The sequence below is a fragment of the Candidatus Cloacimonadota bacterium genome (assembly GCA_016932035.1).
Lineage (GTDB): Bacteria > Cloacimonadota > Cloacimonadia > JGIOTU-2 > JGIOTU-2 > Celaenobacter.
Map to the genome: position 1 here is coordinate 66,797 of JAFGDR010000036.1, position 21,918 is coordinate 88,714.

The 21,918-nt window shown below is 38.3% G+C and carries 20 protein-coding genes; 4 read left to right on the forward strand and 16 right to left on the reverse strand.

Annotated elements, in window-relative coordinates; all coding sequences use genetic code 11:
• Positions 1 to 6: 6 nt before the first annotated feature.
• Both JW794_06665 and JW794_06670 read right to left on the reverse strand, forming a co-directional pair.
• Entirely contained in the window at positions 7 to 3,492 is a 3,486-nt protein-coding gene (locus JW794_06665; GenBank protein ID MBN2017787.1) for a T9SS type A sorting domain-containing protein, read from the reverse strand.
• A 285-nt stretch (positions 3,493 to 3,777) separates the two neighbouring features.
• Complete coding sequence (locus JW794_06670) at positions 3,778 to 5,193, reverse strand: hypothetical protein (GenBank protein ID MBN2017788.1); 1,416 nt, start codon at positions 5,191 to 5,193, stop codon at positions 3,778 to 3,780.
• 269 nt (positions 5,194 to 5,462) lie between these two features.
• Between JW794_06670 and JW794_06675 the strand changes: the two genes are divergently transcribed.
• Together JW794_06675 and JW794_06680 are read left to right on the forward strand one after the other, a co-directional pair.
• On the forward strand, positions 5,463 to 5,954 hold the full coding sequence (locus tag JW794_06675; GenBank protein MBN2017789.1) for a nuclear transport factor 2 family protein: 492 nt from the start codon (positions 5,463 to 5,465) through the stop codon (positions 5,952 to 5,954).
• A 395-nt stretch (positions 5,955 to 6,349) separates the two neighbouring features.
• Positions 6,350 to 7,084 (forward strand): hypothetical protein, encoded by a 735-nt coding sequence (locus JW794_06680; protein MBN2017790.1) that lies wholly within the window; start codon positions 6,350 to 6,352, stop codon positions 7,082 to 7,084.
• Between the two features lie 124 nt (positions 7,085 to 7,208).
• On the opposite strand, the gene JW794_06685 is transcribed toward JW794_06680, so the two are convergent.
• From JW794_06685 to JW794_06705, 5 genes are all read right to left on the reverse strand, one after another.
• Positions 7,209 to 8,249, reverse strand: coding sequence for a hypothetical protein (locus JW794_06685; protein ID MBN2017791.1), 1,041 nt, complete (start codon positions 8,247 to 8,249; stop codon positions 7,209 to 7,211).
• A gap of 142 nt (positions 8,250 to 8,391) precedes the next feature.
• Positions 8,392 to 9,162 (reverse strand): hypothetical protein, encoded by a 771-nt coding sequence (locus tag JW794_06690; GenBank protein ID MBN2017792.1) that lies wholly within the window; start codon positions 9,160 to 9,162, stop codon positions 8,392 to 8,394.
• 10 nt (positions 9,163 to 9,172) lie between these two features.
• Positions 9,173 to 9,817 carry a cyclic nucleotide-binding domain-containing protein gene (locus JW794_06695; GenBank protein ID MBN2017793.1) on the reverse strand — a complete coding sequence of 215 codons (645 nt, stop codon included), beginning with the start codon at positions 9,815 to 9,817 and terminating at the stop codon, positions 9,173 to 9,175.
• 5 nt (positions 9,818 to 9,822) lie between these two features.
• On the reverse strand, positions 9,823 to 11,346 hold the full coding sequence (locus JW794_06700) for a T9SS type A sorting domain-containing protein (GenBank protein ID MBN2017794.1): 1,524 nt from the start codon (positions 11,344 to 11,346) through the stop codon (positions 9,823 to 9,825).
• Entirely contained in the window at positions 11,343 to 12,068 is a 726-nt protein-coding gene (locus JW794_06705) for a tetratricopeptide repeat protein (GenBank protein MBN2017795.1), read from the reverse strand. Before JW794_06705 ends, JW794_06700 begins: the two co-directional genes overlap by 4 nt.
• 237 nt (positions 12,069 to 12,305) lie before the next feature.
• Between JW794_06705 and JW794_06710 the strand changes: the two genes are divergently transcribed.
• Positions 12,306 to 12,797: a hypothetical protein gene (locus tag JW794_06710; GenBank protein ID MBN2017796.1), complete on the forward strand. Its 492-nt coding sequence runs from the start codon at positions 12,306 to 12,308 to the stop codon at positions 12,795 to 12,797.
• A gap of 56 nt (positions 12,798 to 12,853) precedes the next feature.
• Positions 12,854 to 13,894, forward strand: coding sequence for a M42 family metallopeptidase (locus JW794_06715; GenBank protein MBN2017797.1), 1,041 nt, complete (start codon positions 12,854 to 12,856; stop codon positions 13,892 to 13,894).
• Positions 13,895 to 13,986: 92 nt separating this feature from the next.
• On the opposite strand, the gene JW794_06720 is transcribed toward JW794_06715, so the two are convergent.
• The 9 genes from JW794_06720 to JW794_06760 form a co-directional block, all read right to left on the reverse strand.
• Positions 13,987 to 14,319, reverse strand: coding sequence for a hypothetical protein (locus JW794_06720; protein ID MBN2017798.1), 333 nt, complete (start codon positions 14,317 to 14,319; stop codon positions 13,987 to 13,989).
• 195 nt (positions 14,320 to 14,514) lie between these two features.
• A complete protein-coding gene (locus tag JW794_06725) occupies positions 14,515 to 15,657 on the reverse strand; it encodes a T9SS type A sorting domain-containing protein (protein ID MBN2017799.1) in 1,143 nt (380 codons plus the stop codon).
• Between the two features lie 133 nt (positions 15,658 to 15,790).
• Entirely contained in the window at positions 15,791 to 17,617 is a 1,827-nt protein-coding gene (locus JW794_06730; GenBank protein ID MBN2017800.1) for a PAS domain S-box protein, read from the reverse strand.
• 97 nt (positions 17,618 to 17,714) lie between these two features.
• Positions 17,715 to 18,179, reverse strand: a complete 465-nt coding sequence (locus tag JW794_06735; GenBank protein MBN2017801.1) for a hypothetical protein — start codon at positions 18,177 to 18,179, stop codon at positions 17,715 to 17,717.
• A gap of 7 nt (positions 18,180 to 18,186) precedes the next feature.
• Positions 18,187 to 19,272 (reverse strand): 2Fe-2S iron-sulfur cluster binding domain-containing protein, encoded by a 1,086-nt coding sequence (locus JW794_06740; GenBank protein ID MBN2017802.1) that lies wholly within the window; start codon positions 19,270 to 19,272, stop codon positions 18,187 to 18,189.
• A gap of 17 nt (positions 19,273 to 19,289) precedes the next feature.
• Positions 19,290 to 19,877, reverse strand: coding sequence for an NADH:ubiquinone reductase (Na(+)-transporting) subunit E (locus JW794_06745; protein MBN2017803.1), 588 nt, complete (start codon positions 19,875 to 19,877; stop codon positions 19,290 to 19,292).
• 1 nt (position 19,878) lies between these two features.
• A complete protein-coding gene (locus JW794_06750; protein ID MBN2017804.1) occupies positions 19,879 to 20,478 on the reverse strand; it encodes an NADH:ubiquinone reductase (Na(+)-transporting) subunit D in 600 nt (199 codons plus the stop codon).
• Positions 20,475 to 21,095, reverse strand: a complete 621-nt coding sequence (locus JW794_06755) for an FMN-binding protein (protein ID MBN2017805.1) — start codon at positions 21,093 to 21,095, stop codon at positions 20,475 to 20,477. The genes JW794_06750 and JW794_06755 overlap by 4 nt, the downstream gene beginning before the upstream one ends.
• On the reverse strand, positions 21,095 to 21,918 hold an 824-nt coding region (locus tag JW794_06760; GenBank protein ID MBN2017806.1), incomplete at its 5' end, for an RnfABCDGE type electron transport complex subunit D. The genes JW794_06760 and JW794_06755, both read right to left, overlap by 1 nt.

Sequence of the window (21,918 nt, forward strand, 5' to 3'; positions counted from 1 at the left end):
CTCTTCTTATCGTAATAAAAGTATCTTTCCGATATCAGTATATTTGGCGTTATCAATTTTAACGAAATATATGCCATTTGGAGTTTTTCTGTTTTGATCATCCAGACCATTCCAAACTGTCTGAAATCCAAAATCAGTACTCCCTAATTCTAATGATCTTACAAGCTGTCCCTTAATATTAAAAATTCCAGCTGTGACCTCATGGAGTTGCTTATCTGTCGTATAATATGAAATCATTGTAGAACCGGAGGACGGCTGAGGATATATACCAAGGTCGCCATTCATCATTACTGGTTCATCATCGATTGCATAGTATGGATCAGGAGGGTCGGTTGTATATTTTATTGCTAGCTCGTTTTCAAGAGGAGTTGCACTTGCAGGATAGATATCAGCATATGTATAGAGCACGCCATCAGATTGAGTGAGATTCTCAATTCCCAAAGTTGAGTAGTTACTTGTTGCATCAGGATTGCTTATTGTGTGATAATTACACTGCAACTCACCATTTCCGCTTGCTGTGGGATAATGAACCGGATCATACAGAACAAGCTGGAACTTCTCGACTGATGTATCATCAAACCTGTTACAGCACTCATTCCACTCGATGATAAAACGGTTGTTCGTCAGATCATTATAATGGCAAATACGCATATCATGATGATATGTGGTGTCTGAAACAGTATAGGGTTCGCCGATCAAGTCATCCCAATATGCACATACCTGCCCGTATGGACCAAGCGCTGAAGGTATATCCCAGTTACGGAAATTCGTCCAATCATTCGTAATGAATGAAATCCAACCGTTCGAACATATGGTGATCTCATCGAATATTTCTCCATAATAGGTGAATGAAAAAGGTAATGGGATCGTCCTGGACTCATCATCAGCCATGAAGATAACATCACCGAAACCACCCTCTTGAGGATCGATCTCTTCCCAGAAATAGATCGGTACTTCAGAATAATCTACATCATAACTGTCGTATGCATAGTAGCCAAAAGCATCTGGTCCCGTTGGAGCGTTCGTTTCGATTGGACCGGTTTCAAGAGAGAAATAGGTCTGTGTTATTCTATTCTCAGCATCTGTAAGTGTAAGTTCGAAGGGAATATTCCTTCCGATAAAGCAGTTGCTTTCTATTTTCACATTGAATGTACCGGATGAAGTAGCATTCATATTTACTGATCCAAAAGCGTAATCCGTAGAGGTCAGTTCAGCTGCATCGCTATAAACTGCTAATTCTCCATCAATGCCAACCGCATTAAAAGAAGCGATATTTTGAATGGTAACCTGTATTTGATTAATCTGTCCTGGCTCAAGCCATCCGCTTGTGGAATTGACGTTCACATCGACAACTTCAAACAGAAGAGATGATGCAATCAGAGAAAATTTCGATGTTGATCCGGTTGAAATATCAAGCACGAACTCAAGCACCTCTATATCCGGACAGTCAGCATGTATCTCAATTTCATAACTTTGCACGCTCGTTCCACCTGATGTGATATCACCGAATGTTTTTGTTGAAACAGGTATCGTAATGAATGAACTGCTTGAACTGAGTGTTGCACTCACACCTGAAGCTGTTGATGTTCCAAAATTTTTCAATGTAAGATCGAAACTCAGTGTCGAACCTGCTTGAACAGCAGCACTCGTTTCATATTCGAATAAACCCACATCATTTGTTTGTTCGAGAACATCTATTGTATCGATTTTTGCAATGAAATTCGGAGCTGTTATAACAAGTATGATCTCACCAGTGCTTTCCGATGTAAATGGAATGGTCGCATGCCCGTTTTCAAGAAATGCGACTTCATAAAATTCATCGGCTTTTTTTGCTGTGACCGTTCCCTCTTCGAGATTTGTACATGTGACATCCAAATAATTAGTACCAACTGTAACCGTCTCCGGTATCGTGCATTGGATTTCTTCAGGTATGGTCGTCCACATGGTGAGTGTCGGATCACCGAGGATGTTGTACACATAAAAATAAAATTCTACCTGGTCGCCAAGACCCTGCTGCAAAGGAAAATTATGATACAGTTCTATCTTCCCTCGTAAAACTGACAAACCAAAATCGTAGATTCCTTCATCCAGCAATCCGTAATAAAATCCTGAGAAAAGAGAGTTATTCAACTTTGTGCTGGTATGCAGATCTGAAGGTCCCACAAAAACAACACCACCCTGAGGAGCAGTGGGCGTTCCAAGCTGAAGGATCGCTTCGCCAAAGCAGGGATCTGCAGAAGTATTCGCAAAGTCACCAGTATTACACACAAATGAAGTAACAACCGGTGTTTTCACTCCATTACTCAAACTTCCCATATTGTCAACATGGAATTCCGGGTAATGCCATCCGTTCGCATCTCCCCAGCCACGGTAGTTAAGAAAACTGATACCGGCATTGATCTTACTCACGATCTCGGAGGTGCCGGGATATGTCGGTGGATAAAAAACCGTATCGACCTGGGTAAATCCATAATGTAACATCTTATCCCTGAGCCATCGGGAAACTTTGACCGGCGTACTCGGTGTGGGAGGAGTCGTGCTGTAATTTCCTGCAACAACAAGCGCTTTTTTCAGCCATTCAGGATTTTCAAGGTATGGAGTTTTTTCATATGAAATAACTTTGTTAATGACTGTCCAGAGCTGGTTTATCTCATCAATGGACATACGCCCGATGATCACATCAGGAAAATAATCCGTTCCATCAAGAAGCGTGTAGGGATGGTCTGATACATCGTTTTCTGCGCTGAAATAGAAGGATGGTACTGCAAAATAATCGTCCACATCCCCTATCAGAAGAACATAATCTGGCGGTACATCTGAGGTGTCATACACCTGCTGGATATATGCTTTGATTTCGTTGGCGGTTGTGCCGGTTTCCGTAAGCGTTGCAACCGAGCATTCGATACCCTTTGCTTCTTTCCAATCGATAAAATTCTGTATATAATTCTCAAGAAGCTGGTGGCAGATAATGAGCATGTTCGATGGCTGTAGTTGAAGACCTTCAAGATACGATTCGTCAAAGTTATCTACTACAGATGGATATACCTTATAGAATGCTTTGGATAAAGATTTCGGAACCTGCCTGTCATTCGTCGGAACGATCTCGAATTCCATTTTTTCGATTTTTGAGTACGTATTGTGTTTCTCATTATACACGTTCGTTTTGATCTGCAATGTATGCGCAGAAAGATCTCTCATAGTAAATGAGTTTGTTTTTAGGATTCTTTTTTCATCTATCTGATCAACCGTTTTTAGAAGATTACCTGCGTCATCATATTCTGATAATACACACGTATGAATGACTATCTCAATGTCATCCGAAGGTACAGCAATGGTTGTGAATACGTTGTCTTCTGCAGCGGTCATATCGATGGTATTTTCAAATTGGATTTCAATACTATTTCCTTTTGATGAATAAGAAAACATGTCCTTTGCATGAAGGATGTTCAGTGCGAGGAGAAGTATCATAGTGACGACAAATACTTTTTTCATACAGCCCCTAAAATAATTTTTCATAACTGTGGAAATCGAGTTTTTTATGTCCAGAATTGTAGAAAGACTTAACCACGAAACACACGAAAAAGTACAAAAAAAATTCATCAATCGTCTCCATTACATATCGCCGTTGCAATTACAGAACACTCGGCTTCATTGTAATCCGCCGTAGTTGGCAGAGAAGAAATATTTTCAGTATGATTGCCTGTCATTACTGCGAAATCACGAATAAAGTATACTTCTTAAATCCTCAAACATTATTCTCAATTCATTATTCACTACCTATTTGATCAAAACAATTTTTTTAATCTCTTTTCCAATCCCATAAACACCCAGCTTCATGAAATATATTCCTGATGATAATCCATTCATTGGGCACATTATCGAATGTTCTCCACCATCCATTTCTTCACCAAGAAGCGTTAAAATCAATTGCCCTTTTATATTGAACAACTGAAGCGAGATATGTCCTCTATCCTTCATAAAAAAGCTCATTTTCAGATTATTCATGCGTGAATGTACTGGATTAGGATAAAGCGTAAAATTTAATTCTGACGATTGTACTTGTTCATCAATAGTAACATCTTGGTTGAAATAAAAAGCCCCAATATCTGCAAGCGTTCCATCAGGATCAGGCGGAAACTTCGGATATCCTGCATCGATGCAGGGTGACATTGTATGATTCTGAACTGGATAATCTAACCAGCTGAGATGATAATCTCCATTTGCAGAATCAACGAATAATGGATCTTCTTGAATATTATAATAAGCATCGCAGCTATCTCCATTGATATTCGTTATCACATTCATTCCGATGGTGTCTCCACAGCCACAGAAATTCCCGAATTCATTATTATAGAAATTGGAATAACTAACAGACGGTTCACATGAATAAGCATAGAGTCCATAATTGTTAACATTACATGCTACAATAGTATTAACCAAACTCGGACACGATGCATAACAGTATATCCCTGCCCCTCTATCAGAAGCACTATTACCGACTATCGTCACATTCTCCACATAAATATCTGAGTCATAGAAACAGCCGATTCCACCTCCATACCATGTTGCACTATTGTTCGAAATGACGACATTTTTCAAACTCGGGCTTGAATCAAACAAACAACAGATCCCGCCGCCGTGATTTGATGTATTGCATGAAATAATTAGATTTTCTAAACTCGGAGATGAATTGTATCTACAGAACAATCCACCTCCATAGCTGGTTCCATTATTATCAGAAATCGTTACATTTTTCAAAATCGGTGAAGAATTCTCGCAATAAATTCCGCCACCTACATAAGAAGCAACATTATCCGTTATGATCAGACTCTCCAAATGCGGGGAAGCATTGTTGCAGTATATTCCCCCACCATAATTAGTAGAACCGTTCGTAAGCGTAAAACCATATAAAATCGCAGTCGAATCTTCACCATTTTCAAAAGTTACAACGCTTCCAATGTGGTCACCATCAATGATCGTTTGTGAAATATATGAGGTATCCTGCGTTGTTAAATATAATGAAGCAATAGTAATATTACTCCCATTAAAATTTATTTTTTCTCCATATGTTCCCGGATCTACAAGAATTGTATCTCCTGCACTTGCATTGTTAATTCCTACTTGTATTGAACTGAAATCTGCTGGAATATGTATTATCTCAGCTTCAGCTTCACAAAAAAATAAAGCGTTCACGATCGCAATAAAGACCAATAATATGAATATTCTTTTAATGTCTCCCCCTATTCGAGCTCATCCATATTCTTTTTTTAAATGACGCATTGGACATTTTTACTGTCAACATTATCATATACATTTACTATATACTTGGGTGTTATTGAATAAAGGAGTGCAAGAAAAATCGGAAACATTTTGAATGCTATGAAAATTATTACATAAATATTGACTATAAAGGGCGAGTTTCGTTATTGAATATTAATTTTAGAAATAAAAGAAAGAAGGCAATGATGAAAATTCTCTCCAGAAATGCACTTATTATCTTCATAGTTCTTATTTTTATTTTTTGCTGCCAGCAAAAACAACAAAACATCACAGAAAGGGATAATGAAATGATTAAAAATGAAGTTAAAAACAAATTCGAAAAACTCATCTCAGCATTGAATAATTTAGATTCTCATGAATGGTCAGAAATCTATAGCAAGGATGAATTTATATCAGCATTCGTTAGTACAGATTTTTATTCAAGTCGAAAAGCATTCATCAATGCAATAACATCTTATTTCACCATGAGGGAACAGCAAAAGGTAGAACCGCTCGAAGTAGAAGTTACTGCTCTAACACCAACATTGGCTCTATTGACAAGCCAGGAAAAGACAGAAATGCTGTTGAAAAATGGTGAGAATATGAGATCTAAACACGTCTTCACGATGATTTGGAAAAAAGAAGCCGAGGACTGGAAGATCATCCACTCTCATGAGTCGTGGAATATTGAGTAAAACGAAGTATCATATTATATTCAAGTTGTTGTAGGTTTTTAGAAGCACCTCGAATCGAGTGCAATGAAACAATAGAATTCTCATTATTACCACAACACTTAATTAAATTTGACAAAAAGCGTTGAATTTATTTTTGAAGGATTCAACGGAATTTCGAGTGGTTTTTACAAAGAAGGAGAAGATGTATTTCACAGCAGTTTACAAAATTCAATCGTATTTATTTCTAATTTTGATTTAGTATGTAAATAAAGGAAAAATAATAATGGACATCTTTAATAATAAACAATGCTCTAAAAGTTATATACTTCAATTGTTTTGTTATGAAAAGCAACCTTTTCCTTTTCTATTTGTACACCTAATCTCATATTGGACGTCATAATAAAGGACATCTGTGAATGGCACAATGTATTTTCTGCATGACCAAAACAGGACCGTTTTCGACACACGAGCATGTTCTGCCTGAGTCACTCGGTGGTGGTGAATGGGCAGTCTTACCCGACGGACTCTTCTGTGATTCATGCCAGAACAGATTTGGTTCTGAAATAGAACAGCAAGCTCTTGCTGACTATCCGTTTTCTTTCTTTCGTACGTTTCTTGGTATCCCAACAAAGAAGGGTAATGCCCCATGGTTCAAAAGTTTGGAAGGAATAATACGTGCATCGCTTCAGCCAGGAACTGTCGGTTACGATGCGACTCCAATATTCGAACAGGCAACTTTAGAGGGGAAGAAAACACAGATTAGACTTCTTGCACATCCTCTTAAGCCTGAAATGATCTGTCGTTTTTTGTTGAAAATGGGTATTGAAGTGGTTGCTTGGGACAATGACCAGGATGTTTTTTTTTCAAAGTTTGACGAAGCCCGGCGATTTGCCCTCACAGGTGAAAAAACAGGAAAATGGTGGTATCTCCAAAGGGAAAGAATTGATATTGCATCGCGCTGTTTCACTGATGGAGTAACGTCTGAGGAATGGGCTAATAGCATAAAGTTGGAGGTAGTAAAATTAGAGGAAGAGCAAGAGATGTTTCACCTCACCCTCCTATACCTCGATATGTTCATCCCTCTTACCAGGCTAATTACACATCAGTTCGATGGGCTTGAGGAATCCGAATACAGGTTATTTTGGGTATAACTTCCAACCAATTACTAGTGCGGACGCAATAAAAACGCACAGCACAGTTCAATCGTTATGTAAATACTAAAAAAGGACGACTCTTCCGAATCGTCCTTTAAATATGTAAGCTTAGATTACTATCTTAGAAATCAGCCTGGATCTTTGTGCCAGCATAGTATTTCTTGCCTTCCTGTGCACCGGTCATGTCTTTCATATTATCGACTAAACCGACTTCAGGAACGAAGAAGACATTTTTACACAAACTTATCTTTTTTTGCAGGAATGCACTCATTGCCGTGTCATTATCAGTCCAGAGTGGATTGCAGGTCTGCAGGTAGCCGACACCTACATTTGCTAATGCGCTTTCAATAATAAAGAATCCGCCGACTGTTTTGGTGTTTTCGAATTCCTTCTTACCCGTATCATACACGATCGAGGAAGCTGTGCTCGTGCTGATGCCGTAGTTTCCTGCGTTGAGACTGTATCCGAACTGCCCGAACAGGGTAATCATGCCGAGGTTGTATTTTCCGGTCACTGCGAATGCATAGGAAAGGATGGAATCATCGAGCTGGTCTGTGTTTACATTTTTGTTGTACTTGTTCATGTTCACACCGGCAGAAGCTGCAAGGTAGATCTTGTCGCAATTGTACACATAATTCAGGTTGATCTTTGGGATGAGTGTCTGCAGTCCGCCAAGACCTGTCACATCGTTTTCATTAGGTGTAATGAACATCACATACAGTTTGTTGTTAAGTCCCAGTTTGACCATTGGCAGGCGTCCATCATAGAACAATCCGTAGTTGATAAAGATCTGATCGGCATTATAAACCTGATCGCCATACACCGTAAAACCAGTAAAAGTCTGCCCGATAAGAATCGAGAAATTTTCTTTTGTCAGCATACCATACAGGTGTCTTAAGCACACACTTGAAGGAGAAATACCCAGTTCGACCTTACCTGTAACACCGTTCAGATCGACATTCGCGCCGAACCTGCTGTTGCCATGCATGAAATAGTTCAATTCAAGGTTCGTGTCATCATAGCCATTGTTATAGTTGTTCCAGGTTTTATCGGTATATTCATACCAGAATCCGAGACGTGCTGAACCATAGAAGTTCACACCGGCACTCAGCGATCCAACAACAGCGATCATTAACACACAACACAGTAACACTTTTTTCATCGTACCTCCGATTTAATGCAATTAATTTTATCTTAATTTTGCTTAAAATTTTATATAATAAAAAAATTAGATATTCTCGTCTTATATTTATTTTACGTTTTAAATCACTTATAAAGTTTAATGTCCAAAAAATTGGAAAATTTCAGCGTTCATTTTTCTTTTTATGAGATGTAATTTTTTCCTTTAAGTGGTTTACTAAACCTTGATGAAAGAGTTCTTTTATCTTATCTACTTTTCCATAGGATATGACATTATCACCGAGGAGTAGCCGTGTATCATCTGTCAGATTTGTAATGATATTTCTACCTCGTTCGATCGCCAGGATTTTCATATCAGGAACCTGTTTCATGAGATCCGATATCACCGCATGATAGAGATCACTGTGCTGTGTAACTTCAATATTAACGATACCGAAGCCCTCACCAGAGATCACAAGATCCTGTATAAACGTTTTATGGATGAATTTCTTTTTCAGAAAAAAATCCTGAATGACTGTTGTTAGTTTTCTGGAAAGTTTTGTGTGGGAAAAAAGAGAAACGATCACCCAGCAAAAGAGTGTAAGGATGATAATGTTGATGAGGACTGACAGGATGGGATGGTTGTCTAACTGGACAATAGGCTGGAATACTTTATGAACCAGGTGAGAAGGTCTAAGTGAATTTACAAATGTAGCGACAAGCGTTACGAGACCTGCATGACCAAAGATCATAAGTGTTGTAGCGATCTTCCGCCGTTGCTGGCTTTTCACGATAAGTTCGGATTCTTTTGTGGTGAATCCCGTGCTTGTAAAACAGGAAAGCGCCTGGAACTTCGCAACAGTCCATTCCACACCGGTCAACATAAAGGCAACTGCGCCAATACGAACCACTGCAAAAGCAATAATAACTACTAGTAAAAAAAGGATTAGATTCATCGTAACCTTCTTACAAATATCTTTTTAATTTATAGGTAAGATCCTTGCTCAAGATAAGATGGAATTTGTTGTATAGATTAGGATATGTTTCTTTCAATCGCATAAGTTTTGCATGTTTCCAAACCGTGATATGCACATCTGTTACAGCCACTACATCGGCTGATGGGTTCTCCTCCATGAGATACTGCATTTCTGCAATGAAATATCCCCGGGATAATTTTGCAACGTCTTTACCATTTTTTCTTACTGCGGCCGTCCCGTCTAAGATTTGAATGAGTTCATCAGATTCAATATTATCTCTACATAAATAATCACCGGCTTTCAGTTCTTTCTGTAAGCCCATTTTCCAAAAAAGCACGAATTCCTTAGTTGTCATATCAGAGAAGATATCATCGTACAAATCCTGAACATCATCACTGAGCTTTACAGGTCTCTTTTCTATGAGAATTCGAATTACCTGAAAGGTATTGATTATTACAAAAACCGACATCCAGAACACAACGATATAATTCTGGATAATGATACCGCGAGCAAGCATACACAATCCTGCAAAGATGATCACGACGCGCAGCCACAGGATTTCTTTGATCACATAGCCGATAGCCGTGCCTATATAGTAAAGTGTCAGTAAAATAGTATCTAAACTCAAGTTCATCTTTTTTACCTCACCACGAGGATTTTTCGAAGTTCTGTATCACCATTACTACCAAGTTTTACGAAATAAAAACCAGATGTAACATGTTTATCAAAGTTGAGTAAAATTTCATTCTCGCCCTGAACAACATGATGAGCATTCCTTTGCATTAATCTCCCTTTTACATCATAGATCGATAAATCGATATTGGAATCATAACGGCAGAAAAATCTTATGGTTACGTTATCGAAAACCGGATTAGGAGAAATCTCATGTATTGTCAGATAATCTGCATGAGGAGTGTTTGGGTCGTCGATACCCACATAATCAAAGAGTTCATCAGTTGTAAAAGATGTTGGAGCTTCTTTGTATGCAGGATAGGAGCCGGTTTTTGTTGACCATAAGATCGCACCGGTAGACGGGATATATTGAATGGCTTGTATATTTGTAGAAGTGCCTGCTGCACCTGAAAGGAGATCCCAGCTTCTTGTAGGATTAATCACGGTAGTCATGTCAAGCGAATCTGCAATATGATCATAACGATAGCAATAGACCGGAGCATACAGTTTCCTGAAGTGATTGGTCGCAGCAAGATTGTCGCCAGCAATCAATGTGTTATCATCTTTATTCCTTACCATCACACCATTCATATTGTTGCATTCTATAACAAGGGAAAAGCTGTCCTTCTCGGTTGGGGAGATCACATTCATGATGGAACCGGATCGCTGCACATCATCGCTGACAGCTTTGACCACATCCATTGGATTGCATTGGCCATTCCCGTCATAATCTGCAGATTCGATACCGTTGCGTATGGAAAGGAAGATCGGATTGAACGTATCGGTCGGATCATAGGAATCAATATTCCCCACATTATAAAAAGAGCCGACTTTCCCTTCATTTACTGCAGAGAGACATCCAATAAGTCCCGGAAAGGTGAACGAAATCCAGTTTTGTTCATCCGGTTCACTCGGGAAAGAAACAAGTAGCAGATGGTTTTCCATGAGTGCCTGATGTGGAGTCCAGTCGAGGAAACGAGTTATGATACTCTCTCCAAGAAGCTCAGGTGACGAAGAAGTACTTGAACCCCAACTCGCTAGTGATGAACAGAGATCATTACAAGAAAAGAGATTGTTCTCATCAGTATAATCCACAATTGAGTTGCACATCATAAGATCGGTCACATCGATGTCTCGTCCAAGTACATTATTATACAGAGATTGACCGGCTGCGACAATGCCATCAAGGAGTCCTTCACCTTCTGTCTGATAAAGAGCATCGACCGAAAAACTTGTTACAAAAATGCTTCTGGTATTATTGTATATTGCTGCATTGTTCCCGAATATATATCCAAGAAAATAGGTTGAAAAAATATCGATGATTCCGTTACAGAGCAAATAACCCTGCGCATATCCTCTTTCATAATGTGTTCCCCAAACTCGAACGATCGTTTTATCTTCTTTATATTCGATGTATCCCTGAGGTTCCTGTGCATAACATAGAGTTGATAGAATTATGAATATAACGAGAAAAATGATAATATGTTTCATTCCACATCCTTCCATCGCTCATCATCAGGTGCAATTTTCATCAATTTTTCTTGCAATGCGTCAGCTTCGTTTGTTCTTTTATTCTTCTTGAGAAGTCTGAGGTATAAGAATTGTGTGTCGATGTCTGATACTTCCTCATCAGGATCTTCTATATCTTTTCCATAATAGGTAAATCCAGTTTCGAGAGTGGCTAGCGCTTCTTTATAGCTGCCCATTTCTTCCTGAACCTCTGCAAGCATGACATATGCATCATAGTGCTCGACTCGTGTTTCTATCGCTTTTTCTAAAGCAGTTTCAGCTTCAGACAGTTTTCCTGATTTAAAATATGCTTCACCCTTATGGCGCCATGGACATGACCAACTCGGATAGGACTCGTTCAGCATTTCATATATCTCAATAGCATCTTCGAACCTTCTCATTTCAAGAAGTATGTTCGCATAGTTGAAAGCAACATTCGGCGCAACAGAATCTGCTTGCACGTCGATCTGATCGAGTGTTCGCTCCAGTTCCATCATATAAAGATATGAAAGCATAAGACGAGTATTATCATCATCGGCATTATCCTCAAGTGATGAGATATAATGCTTGTGCGCTTGTTCGAAAGTTGCCGTACCCGGGTTTGCTAAATACGCCTGGAACGGATTTATTGGTTCTGCATTTTCGGCAAAAAGAATCCCAACCGAGAGAAATATTAGAGTAAAAAACAGATATAAATTCTTCATATAAACACCTTTTTGATAATTATGAAAAATATGAAAGCACTTATATTTCCGTCAACGATTTTGAAAATGTATCCTTTTCCAACCATTGTAGAATGGTACAATATCTAATTTAAAACATGTAATATTATCATATGGATTTTTATTAGAATATGCAAAAAGTGATAAATTTCTTGTCATACATTCATCGGTAACACAACATTTACTCAAATGAAAAAATAAAACCATGGAGGATGTTACATGGATTTTTTTCAGATAGCAATCGATACTGAGCAGATGGTCGAGGATCATTATAGAGACCTGGCGGGTCACTGTTCAACACACAAGGGAATTAAGAATATCTTGTCTATGCTTGCTGATGATCATAAGAAACACAAAGCAGCTTTTGAGAAAATGAAAAAGGAGCAGCAAATCCAACCTTTGACAAATACCTTTGCAATTAAGAAAGCTATCGAAGTATTTGACGAGATTAAGAAAGAAAAGAATCCCTTCGCCTGCGATATGAACGAGGTCAAACTCTACACAAAAGCCCGTGAACTGGAAAAGCATAAGATCAGGATATACACTGATGCCATGGACGGTTTGAAGGATGACTTTCAGAAACAGATCATCCAGAGTATTATCACCGAAGAATCGAAACAGGTAAAAGTACTCGATAATATCATAGAAATGGTGAACAGACCAAACACCTGGCTTGAAAATGCAGAATTTTATCACCTCGATGAATATTAAGGTAAACAGCATTGCAGAAAAGATACATTTGAAATTAATGTTTTATAGAGGTTATAATGGATAGACTCACAATTTTGAAAGAACTCACCCTTCTCCCCGGTATCGCTGGTTTTGAAGAGAATATAAAAAAATACATGATCGAACAGCTTGGTGATTTTGCTCAGTATAATGAAGATCGTCTTGGACAGATCACGTTTACCATGAAAGGCAGTTCAGACAAACCAAAAATCCTGTTCATCGCTCATCAGGACGAGATCGGCTTCATGGTAGCGGATATTATGGATTCCGGTTTAATACAGTTCCATCCGATCGGCGGCTGGAATAAATATACATTACTTTCCAGTCCGGTTGAGATTATTACGCAAGACGGCAAAAAATATCCGGGCATCTTTGGTTCAATCCCTGTTCATTTTACACGAGGTGGAAAAGACACTCCCCCGGAAATTTCAGATATGTTTCTTGATATTGGTGTAAAGTCAAGAAAAGATGCAATTGAGAATTTTGGCATACACATCGGTGATCCTGTTATTCCCATTCCATTTTTCCATTATGAAGATAATAACAGAAGGATCATTTCAAAAGCCTTCGACGACAGGGCGGGAATTGCAGCACTTATCGAGTTGGGAAAAGCTGTGAAGGATAGCACTCATCCAAATACGCTATACCTGTGCGGTAGCGTGCAGGAAGAGGTTGGCGGTCCCGGTTCACGCACGCTAGCTCGAACCATGGATGCTGATATTTGCGTTGTTCTTGAAGGTGCTCCAGCGGATGACATCCCGGGCATTCCATTCCGAGCTCAAACCTGTGTTGGAAAAGGTGCTCACATGCGGGTGTATGATCCATCAATGATTGGTAATCCGAAGTTGAAAGATAGTTTTATTCAATTAGCAACAAAACATAACATTCCCTTACAAGTCACGTTGCGTCGCGGAGGTGGCACTGATGGCAGGCATATTCAGACCTCAGCGTATGGCATTCCATCGATTGTATTGGGTGTTCCTGTTCGCTATGCACATACCCATAACAGCATGATAAGTCTGGACGATTTCGATGCTTTGATCGATCTGCTGGTTGAATTCGTGAGGATTTACAAATAATATTATCTCGCCGCAAAGAATACAGAGAAAAATTTTTAAAGACGATAATGGCAATTATCGCCTTATTGTTGTCACAAAATCCTACGATAAATTTAACTTTTCTTCGATAGAATTGCCTTTGCTGGTATTACAAGAGGAATAACTGAAAGAACAAGCCCAATAATATTCCATGACATCCAGCCATGCGCTATGATGCAGTATATCGGAACTGGCATGATTATTACAAGTAATGTCCACCATGACCATTTCTCACCTTTTCGATATGCACCAAGTGTAATACCGATAATTGCTAATGCATTCAGGAAAAACAAAACAATGCTATCAAGGTTCTTCTCTGCCTCGAAAAGCATTTGAATGCCTGCAATAATGCGGAAAAGAGCCACAATCAGCATAAATATTACACCAATTTTTATTGCTTTCTGCATTTGATCCTCCTATTGGTATCGATTGAACTAATGTAAAGATGAAAATGTAAGCAATTCAATGAGATTTCTGGTGCTGTTATATACCCACAAAGATTATCTGATTGAAAACAACTCATAAAGACGCATTTATTACTACATATGTAATTTTTTTCTGTCAATTTTCCCGCACTTTTCATGATATAAGAAAAGTTTTTACTATTTTATCAGAACTAACTTATGAATTTCTTCCTCATCTCCCTGTTGCAACTTACAAAAATAGATTCCCGGACGTAATCCTTCAACTCCAATTTCAACACAGTAATTGCCGACATTTTGATACTGGTTGAGTACACTTTGTACCAGTCTCCCCCTTATATCGTAAATATCTAATTGAACATGATTATTTTTAACAATTGAATAATGTATCCTTGCTGAATGCTTGATCGGGTTAGGAGCTATGTTCAAACTCATATTCTCAAAGTGGTCATTGTCATTTGAATAAGAATACCACACAAGTTCACCATTCACCCAAATATTTTCTCCATCTGTTTCCAGGATAACATCGTCATCCTCGCTGCCATCGTCAGAACCGTTTCCCCCATTTATCCACCAGGTATTCCAATCATCGGCTGTCGAATAGATCAAAGACTCCGCATTCTGCAACAAATCGATCACGACCGGTGATGGATGACCATAGGAGTTGCTGCCGGAACATATGACTGAAATTGCAGGTGTTGTTCCTGTAACGAATGCTTCACTTGTACCGGTTACTCCTCCATGATGAGATACTTTGAGAACTTCGATATCCAAGTCATAAGTATCCAAAAGATATTGATTATTTTGTTCTTCACTGTCACCCATTAGTAAAAGGTCGACTTCACCCACACTCATTTTGATTACAATTGAATTATCATTATCTCCAGAAAAACCATTATTATAATTCGGAGAGAGAATATCTGTTGTCACACTCCAATTGAGATCGTCTTCATAATCTACAGAATCAACAGTAATATTTTCAGATAATAAAAGATTCATCAATGTAATGTATGTAGAGTTTGTCGAAACAGTCTTATTTGTTATAAACCTGTCTATAGTAAACAATCCGCTTTCAACCAGATCTTCAAATTCTCCGTAATGATCACGGTCAGGATGGGTGATAAGACATGCATCAAGGTGTGTAACTCCAACAGAATCAACATAATATATCAGCTTGTCTGTACTAAGATTCTTACCCGAATCAATAAGATAGTTCTCTCCTCCATACTGGATAAGTATTGCATCACCCTGACGTACATCGATAAAGTGTACTTTCAGATTATCAGCATAGGATCTCCCATAACTGATAACGATAATGCCCAATATTAGCAGAACTAAAATAACTTTCTTCATTGAAGTAATGATGATAATGTTAGCTTACATGGTTATATGTCAATAAGAATCGTTGAAATTAGAAAGTATTGATTATTGTAATGCTTTATAATTAAATCTGATTCTACTTAGCGCTCGGGAAAATGAGTTCAAAATATGTTTCTTTATCAGTACTTTTTGCTGTTATTTTTCCTGAAAGTTGTTCACTGAGAAGGTTAACGATTTCAAGCCCTAGGGATGTTGGAACGTCCAAATTGAAATCAGGCGGTAATGGTTCTCCGTTATTACTCACGCGCATGATTATTTCATTATCTCTCTTTGTGAGAATAACTTCAATCACACCTTTTTTTCCATCCGGAAATGCATGCTTCATCGCATTCGAGATCAATTCATTTACAATGATTCCGACAGGTATTGCCTGATTCAAATTAAGAAACACATCTTTGCAATTCTCATTAAAAGAAATTCCTTTTTCTTTGAGAGGATACAAATCCCGCAGAGTGGTGATCATTTCATGGATATATTCCGACATATCGAGATGTTCGAGATCACTTGTTCTGTACATCATTTCATGAACTTTAGACATAGATTGAACACGGCTCATACATTGATTTAATACTGCTGAGAGTCGTTCATCATTGATCTCATCTGCCTGAAGACTCAAAATTGCAGCTATGACCTGCATATTGTTCTTAACCCTGTGATGTACTTCTCTAATGAGAATTTCCTTCTCTCGCAGGTTTTTCTTCAATTCTTCTTCGGCTTGTTTCCTGTACGTAATATCTTCGCCAGAACTCAGGATACCTATTATTTTCTTTTTCTCATCAAATAAGAGCGTATTATACCATGATATCTGTTTGATCTTACCATCTTTTGTAATAATAGGATTCTCATAATTCTCAGTAATACTCAGCTTTCCACTCATGATATCTTCAAGCATTCTCCTAACTTCAGTTATGTTATCAGGAGGGATACATATTTCAAAGAAATTCTTTCCGATCAGCTCTCCCTTTTTATATCCAAGCAATTCATGTCCACTATCATTCAATAAGGTTATTATTCCTTTAGTATCCAGTGATATTATGATCTCTGCAGCAATATTCAGATACCTTTCCGCAGTATCCTTACTCTCCTTGATAGCTTTTTCTGCCTTGATCCTTTCTGTTACATCTCGAACTGCGACGATCCGTATGATCTCTCCACCGTGTTTGATATTGCGAGCTTCCAATTCTGCAGTAAAAGTACTGCCATTTTTTCTCCGGGCTAAAATCGTATATGGCTTTGCAACTTTGCGAACGATATTGATCATTATTTTCGCTTTATCTTTTGCTCGAGGGATATAATCAAGAAGGTTTTCACCGACAACTTCTTCTTTTGTGTAGCCTGTCATTTTAAGGAATGATTCATTTGCATCAACAACAATCCCCTTTTTGTGTGTTACGATTCCTTCAAACGTGACATCGGTAAGGAATTTAGCTCTTTCCTGGCTTGCCCGCAGCGCTTCTTGAGCTTTCTTGATCTCGGTCACATCATAATAAATCGTTAGTTTCGAGCCATTATCTAGTAGAATATTCCTCGCCATTCTGAAGAGGTCTGTTCCGGGAACCTGAAAATCATAGGTAATGATATTGTTCAGTTTTGAAAGCTCGTTAAATTGACACCATTCACAGGGTTTCTTTTTGTTATACATTACATGATAACATTTTTTTCCGATCTTATCCTGACCGACTTTTTCGATCATCGCTTTATTTAAATACTCGATATCATAATCCGGACCTGTGATATAAATACCATCAACAAATGAATCGAGAATTGTATTAAGCTTTTCCCTACTTTCCACTAATGCATCTTCTGTCTGTTCAAGATCTTTTTGCTTCTGCTCCAACTCTGAATTTCGTCTTTTCAGGATGTCTATTTCTTGTAGAAGTTCTTCGATTTTTTTATCAGACATACTTGTTTATCCTATTTTTATAAAATATTCAACAACATTTGATTGAAAGAGATCGAATAAGTTTAATGTGTCAATAAATTCGCAAGCATATCAACGATTAACTTTCTTTGCAGAATAGTATTTCAATTATTTCATTCGGTTCAATTCTGTGGGGAGTTCCCTTTCCTTCAAAAAAACAATGTTTCCGTATCATGTGGATATTTAATGGTGTCCAGCAAATTTCTTTCTGGCAAAACAAATTTCTTAAAGTTATAGTCCCCTTGGGGAATAAACCGGGATGTAAAAAAGGGCAAGGTATTTTTCCGCGATAGCTTTTATACTCAACCTGGTACACGTCGTCGATGATGATTGGACCATCATAGCTGTCCCATGCAAGTTCAGTAAAATATTGAAGCCGATCAGCAACTTCATCAGGAGTAATGCAAAGTTCTATAAGCATATTCTTATCCTCTTCGATTATATCCTGGTAAAATCGATGATCGTTTCCAAGAAAGCCAGTTAGGGTAATAACACCTGGTTGGAGATTTTGTTGTATTCTTTTTTCTTGTGGTGTTTTTTTCATATCAACCTCAACTGAAAGGATCAAAAAAGATTTGTTCTTCAGAGATCTTCAGATTATGAAGCTCTTTAATAACTGCATCGATCATGCCCGGACTTCCGCAGAGATATGCTTCTGTATTCTCTGGTTTACCGATAAATTCTTTAAGAAACGGCATGATATATCCAGTTTTCCCAGACCACTTCGATCCTTCATCTGGCTTTGATAGGATAGGTACGAACTCGAAATGTTCTAAGTCGTCTTCGAGTTTTTTCATCAGCTCCACATGATACAAATCTTTCTCTGTACGAGCTCCAAAAAGATATGTCATCTTACGTTTGGATTTGTGGGCTTTTAGATACTCAAGCATTGATTTAATTGGAGCTTTACCCGAACCGCCTGCAATAAAGATCATATCTTTATGTGTATCCTGGATGAGAAAATCCCCAAAAGGACCGGTGAAATTTACCGTATCCCCTTCTTTTAGATAATCATGAATATAGGTCGTGCACAAACCGTCTGGTACTTTTCGAACGATAAGCTCGATAAATTTTATATGATCGGGATTGCTTGATATTGAGTATGCTCGTGTTACGGACTGCCTGCTTTTTTCGTAACGAGGTGCAACAAACTGTACATATTGTCCGGCTTTGAACTCGATCTCTTTTGGCATGGTGAGTTCTATCGTGAGTTCCTTGATATCGTAAGTCATGTCCTTAATGCTTGTTACTTTTCCTGCGAATTCCTGTATCGCAAAAATATCTTCAGGAATTTCGATTGAAATATCTTCCTTTACTTTGACCTGGCATGCAAGACGAACCATATCTTTTTTTTCTCGCTCGTCCAGGAATGGCAATTCTGTCGGCAAAAGCGGTCCTCCACCCTTGAGAATTTTACATTTACAGAAACCGCAGCTTCCCCGTCCACCGCATGCTGACGAAAGGAATATCTTATTATTATTCAGCGTTGTAAGAAGTGAACTTCCACCTTTTTCTGTGATCTTTTTTTTATCATTTATGGTGATCGTGCATTCGCCATAGTTCATTAGTTTCGATTCTGCAATGATAAGTAATAATGCAAAAAAACCACCAATCCCGGCAACGATCCCGACTGTCATTAGTATTGAAATGATCATTATTGAATAACCGCTATACCTGAAAAGCCGATAAATCCAAGAGCCATGATACCTGTTATGATCAAGCTTAATCCAGCTCCTCTTAAGCCAGCAGGTACGAATGTATCATTCACTTTTTGACGAATACCCGCAAGTGCAAGAATTGCGAGAAGCCAGCCGATACCACTTCCTGCACCAAAAGTAACAGACTGTATAAATGAATAATTCCTGATTACCATAAAAAGAGATACACCAAGGATTGCGCAATTAACCGTAATAAGGGGCAGAAATATTCCAAGTGAATAATAAAGCACCGGTGACAATCGTTCGATCACCATTTCAATTAACTGAACAAAGGCAGCGATAACAATAATAAAAATTATATATTGGAGATACACAATATCAAGCGGAACGAGCACAAAATAGTATACAACATAGTTCAGAGCTGTTGTACATGTCATAACAAAAAAGACTGCAAATCCCAATCCCAGAGAAGATTCTATCTGGCGAGACACAGAAAGGTATGAGCACATTCCGAGAAAATTCGTCAGAAGAATATTACTCGTAAAAATGGCAGCCATAAAAAGGATAAAAACATTCAGTTCCATATTAATCCTTTTTGTTCTTCATTTGCACATTGTACACAAACCACATCAGTAGTGCAAGCATGAAAAATGCACTCGGTGCCATTACCATGATTGACCACTTCGTCCACCAATGACCTAATATTTGAAATCCAAAAAATGTTCCAAAACCAAAAAGTTCACGGAAAAATGCTATGATGAGAAGCACAAACGCATATCCTAAACCAGCTCCGATTCCATCGATGGCAGAATTAAGAGGAGTGTTTTTCATAGCAAATGCTTCTGCTCTTCCCATAATGATACAATTAGTTATTATCAGACCAACATAAGGACCGAGTGCTTTACTGATATCTGGAAGAAAAGCTTTCAGAAAAAGATCGACGATGATAACATAGGAAGCAATGATAAGAACTTGTACCATCATACGTATGCGAGCCGGGATGTAATTCCGCAGCAGGGAAATTGTAAAACAGGAAAAAGCAAGTGTGAAAACAACCCCCAATCCCATGACAAGACTGTTCATCAACTGGTTCGTAACAGCAAGTGCAGAGCAAATTCCCAGTATCTGTCTCCATACTGCATTTTCATGATAGAGACTGTTAATGAATATCTGTTTTTTGGTCATTCTGGTTTGAATTCCTGTATGATCTTAACGAGATGTTTATTGAGCATATCTACAACAGTTCTGGTGGATGACGTTGCTCCAGTGATCTGCTGTACTTGATTGTTTTCCTGTATATCATTTTCCGGAACCATCGTGAATTTGATTACTTCTCCATCGTGTCTGATCTTCTTATCTTGAAATTGCTTCTGAAACCATTCTTCAGTAATTCGAGCTCCCAGCCCCGGAGTTTCATTCTGATCTATAATACTGAAACCTATTAATTCCGAGAAATCTTGGTTCAAAGCGATGAGAGCATTGATAGTTCCCCATAAACCGCTTCCTTCAATTTCAAAACAATAACCAATAATGTCATCATTCCTTTTTGCAAAATAATAATCAAAACCACTTTGTGATTCTTCGGTAATGTATGTATCGTAATTTTGTTCCATCTGATCGACGGGCAGGTCAAGAGTCAGGAGAACCATTTTTTGAAACTGGTGTGCTTTGTAGGTTTGGACTCTTGCTTGTGTCAGATGATAGAAAACTGCCAGCACACCAACAAAAATGACAGTCAGTATGATCATAAAAAAGACCGGATAAAATTTTCTCTCTGAAAGGTATTTCTTTGTTTGTTTCATCAGGAATCCTTCTTAACTTTTCTCTGAACGAGTTTCTTCATTCCATATTCAATGATGGGCATGAAGGTATTTGCAATTAGAAGTGCAAACATAAATCCTTCTGCAAAAAGTGAGAATTTCCGAATGAAAACAGTAAGAAATCCTACAAGCAATCCATATATCCAGATCGAATACTTTTCTTTTGGCATCGAAACCGGATCGGTAACCATAAATACCGAACCGAACATTATACCACCGCTGAAGAGAAAAATCAGTGGATCCATTCCATAGAAAATAACGGTGAAGATAATAAAACTCACCAGTGTTGAGATAATCGGCTGCCACTTTGCCGTTTTTGTAATGATGAGATAGATCGCAGCTATAATAATAAGGATTGCAGAGGTCTCTCCACTGCTTCCAGGTATCATACCGAAGAAGAGTTTTGGAAGTGCTGTGAGTTCACCTGCTTGTTTAAACTGTATCATTGGTGTGGCAGAAGTTATGAGTTGTGAGTGTGAAAAGTGAGTGAATCCTCCAGGAAATGATGTAAATGGTTTCATCCACATAATGGTCATCGCATTAGGAAAAGCAATATACAAAAAGGTTCGACCGAGTATTGTCGGATTAAAAACATTTTTCCCAAATCCCCCGAAAACCATCTTCCCGAAACTCACTGCGACAACTGAACCCACTGCTGCCATCCATAATGGAATTGTTGGAGGAAGTGTCAGAGAAAGTAGAGAACCAGTTACAAAAACAGCAGTAGAAATCTTTCCCTTTGGTTTATTTCTTATGAATACATACTCTGTGAGACAAGCAAAAAAGTTTGTTACAAGAACAACTA

What these genes read in the sequence shown, in the direction of transcription:
- JW794_06665 (MBN2017787.1), bottom strand. Translation starts at nt 3,492, where the DNA reads ATGAAAAAAGTATTTGTCGTCACTATGATACTTCTCCTCGCACTGAAC.
- JW794_06675 (MBN2017789.1), top strand. Translation starts at nt 5,463, where the DNA reads ATGATGAAAATTCTCTCCAGAAATGCACTTATTATCTTCATAGTTCTT.
- JW794_06680 (MBN2017790.1), top strand. Translation starts at nt 6,350, where the DNA reads ATGGCACAATGTATTTTCTGCATGACCAAAACAGGACCGTTTTCGACA.
- JW794_06685 (MBN2017791.1), bottom strand. Translation starts at nt 8,249, where the DNA reads ATGAAAAAAGTGTTACTGTGTTGTGTGTTAATGATCGCTGTTGTTGGA.
- JW794_06690 (MBN2017792.1), bottom strand. Translation starts at nt 9,162, where the DNA reads ATGAATCTAATCCTTTTTTTACTAGTAGTTATTATTGCTTTTGCAGTG.
- JW794_06695 (MBN2017793.1), bottom strand. Translation starts at nt 9,817, where the DNA reads ATGAACTTGAGTTTAGATACTATTTTACTGACACTTTACTATATAGGC.
- JW794_06700 (MBN2017794.1), bottom strand. Translation starts at nt 11,346, where the DNA reads ATGAAACATATTATCATTTTTCTCGTTATATTCATAATTCTATCAACT.
- JW794_06705 (MBN2017795.1), bottom strand. Translation starts at nt 12,068, where the DNA reads ATGAAGAATTTATATCTGTTTTTTACTCTAATATTTCTCTCGGTTGGG.
- JW794_06710 (MBN2017796.1), top strand. Translation starts at nt 12,306, where the DNA reads ATGGATTTTTTTCAGATAGCAATCGATACTGAGCAGATGGTCGAGGAT.
- JW794_06715 (MBN2017797.1), top strand. Translation starts at nt 12,854, where the DNA reads ATGGATAGACTCACAATTTTGAAAGAACTCACCCTTCTCCCCGGTATC.
- JW794_06720 (MBN2017798.1), bottom strand. Translation starts at nt 14,319, where the DNA reads ATGCAGAAAGCAATAAAAATTGGTGTAATATTTATGCTGATTGTGGCT.
- JW794_06730 (MBN2017800.1), bottom strand. Translation starts at nt 17,617, where the DNA reads ATGTCTGATAAAAAAATCGAAGAACTTCTACAAGAAATAGACATCCTG.
- JW794_06735 (MBN2017801.1), bottom strand. Translation starts at nt 18,179, where the DNA reads ATGAAAAAAACACCACAAGAAAAAAGAATACAACAAAATCTCCAACCA.
- JW794_06740 (MBN2017802.1), bottom strand. Translation starts at nt 19,272, where the DNA reads ATGACAGTCGGGATCGTTGCCGGGATTGGTGGTTTTTTTGCATTATTA.
- JW794_06745 (MBN2017803.1), bottom strand. Translation starts at nt 19,877, where the DNA reads ATGGAACTGAATGTTTTTATCCTTTTTATGGCTGCCATTTTTACGAGT.
- JW794_06750 (MBN2017804.1), bottom strand. Translation starts at nt 20,478, where the DNA reads ATGACCAAAAAACAGATATTCATTAACAGTCTCTATCATGAAAATGCA.
- JW794_06755 (MBN2017805.1), bottom strand. Translation starts at nt 21,095, where the DNA reads ATGAAACAAACAAAGAAATACCTTTCAGAGAGAAAATTTTATCCGGTC.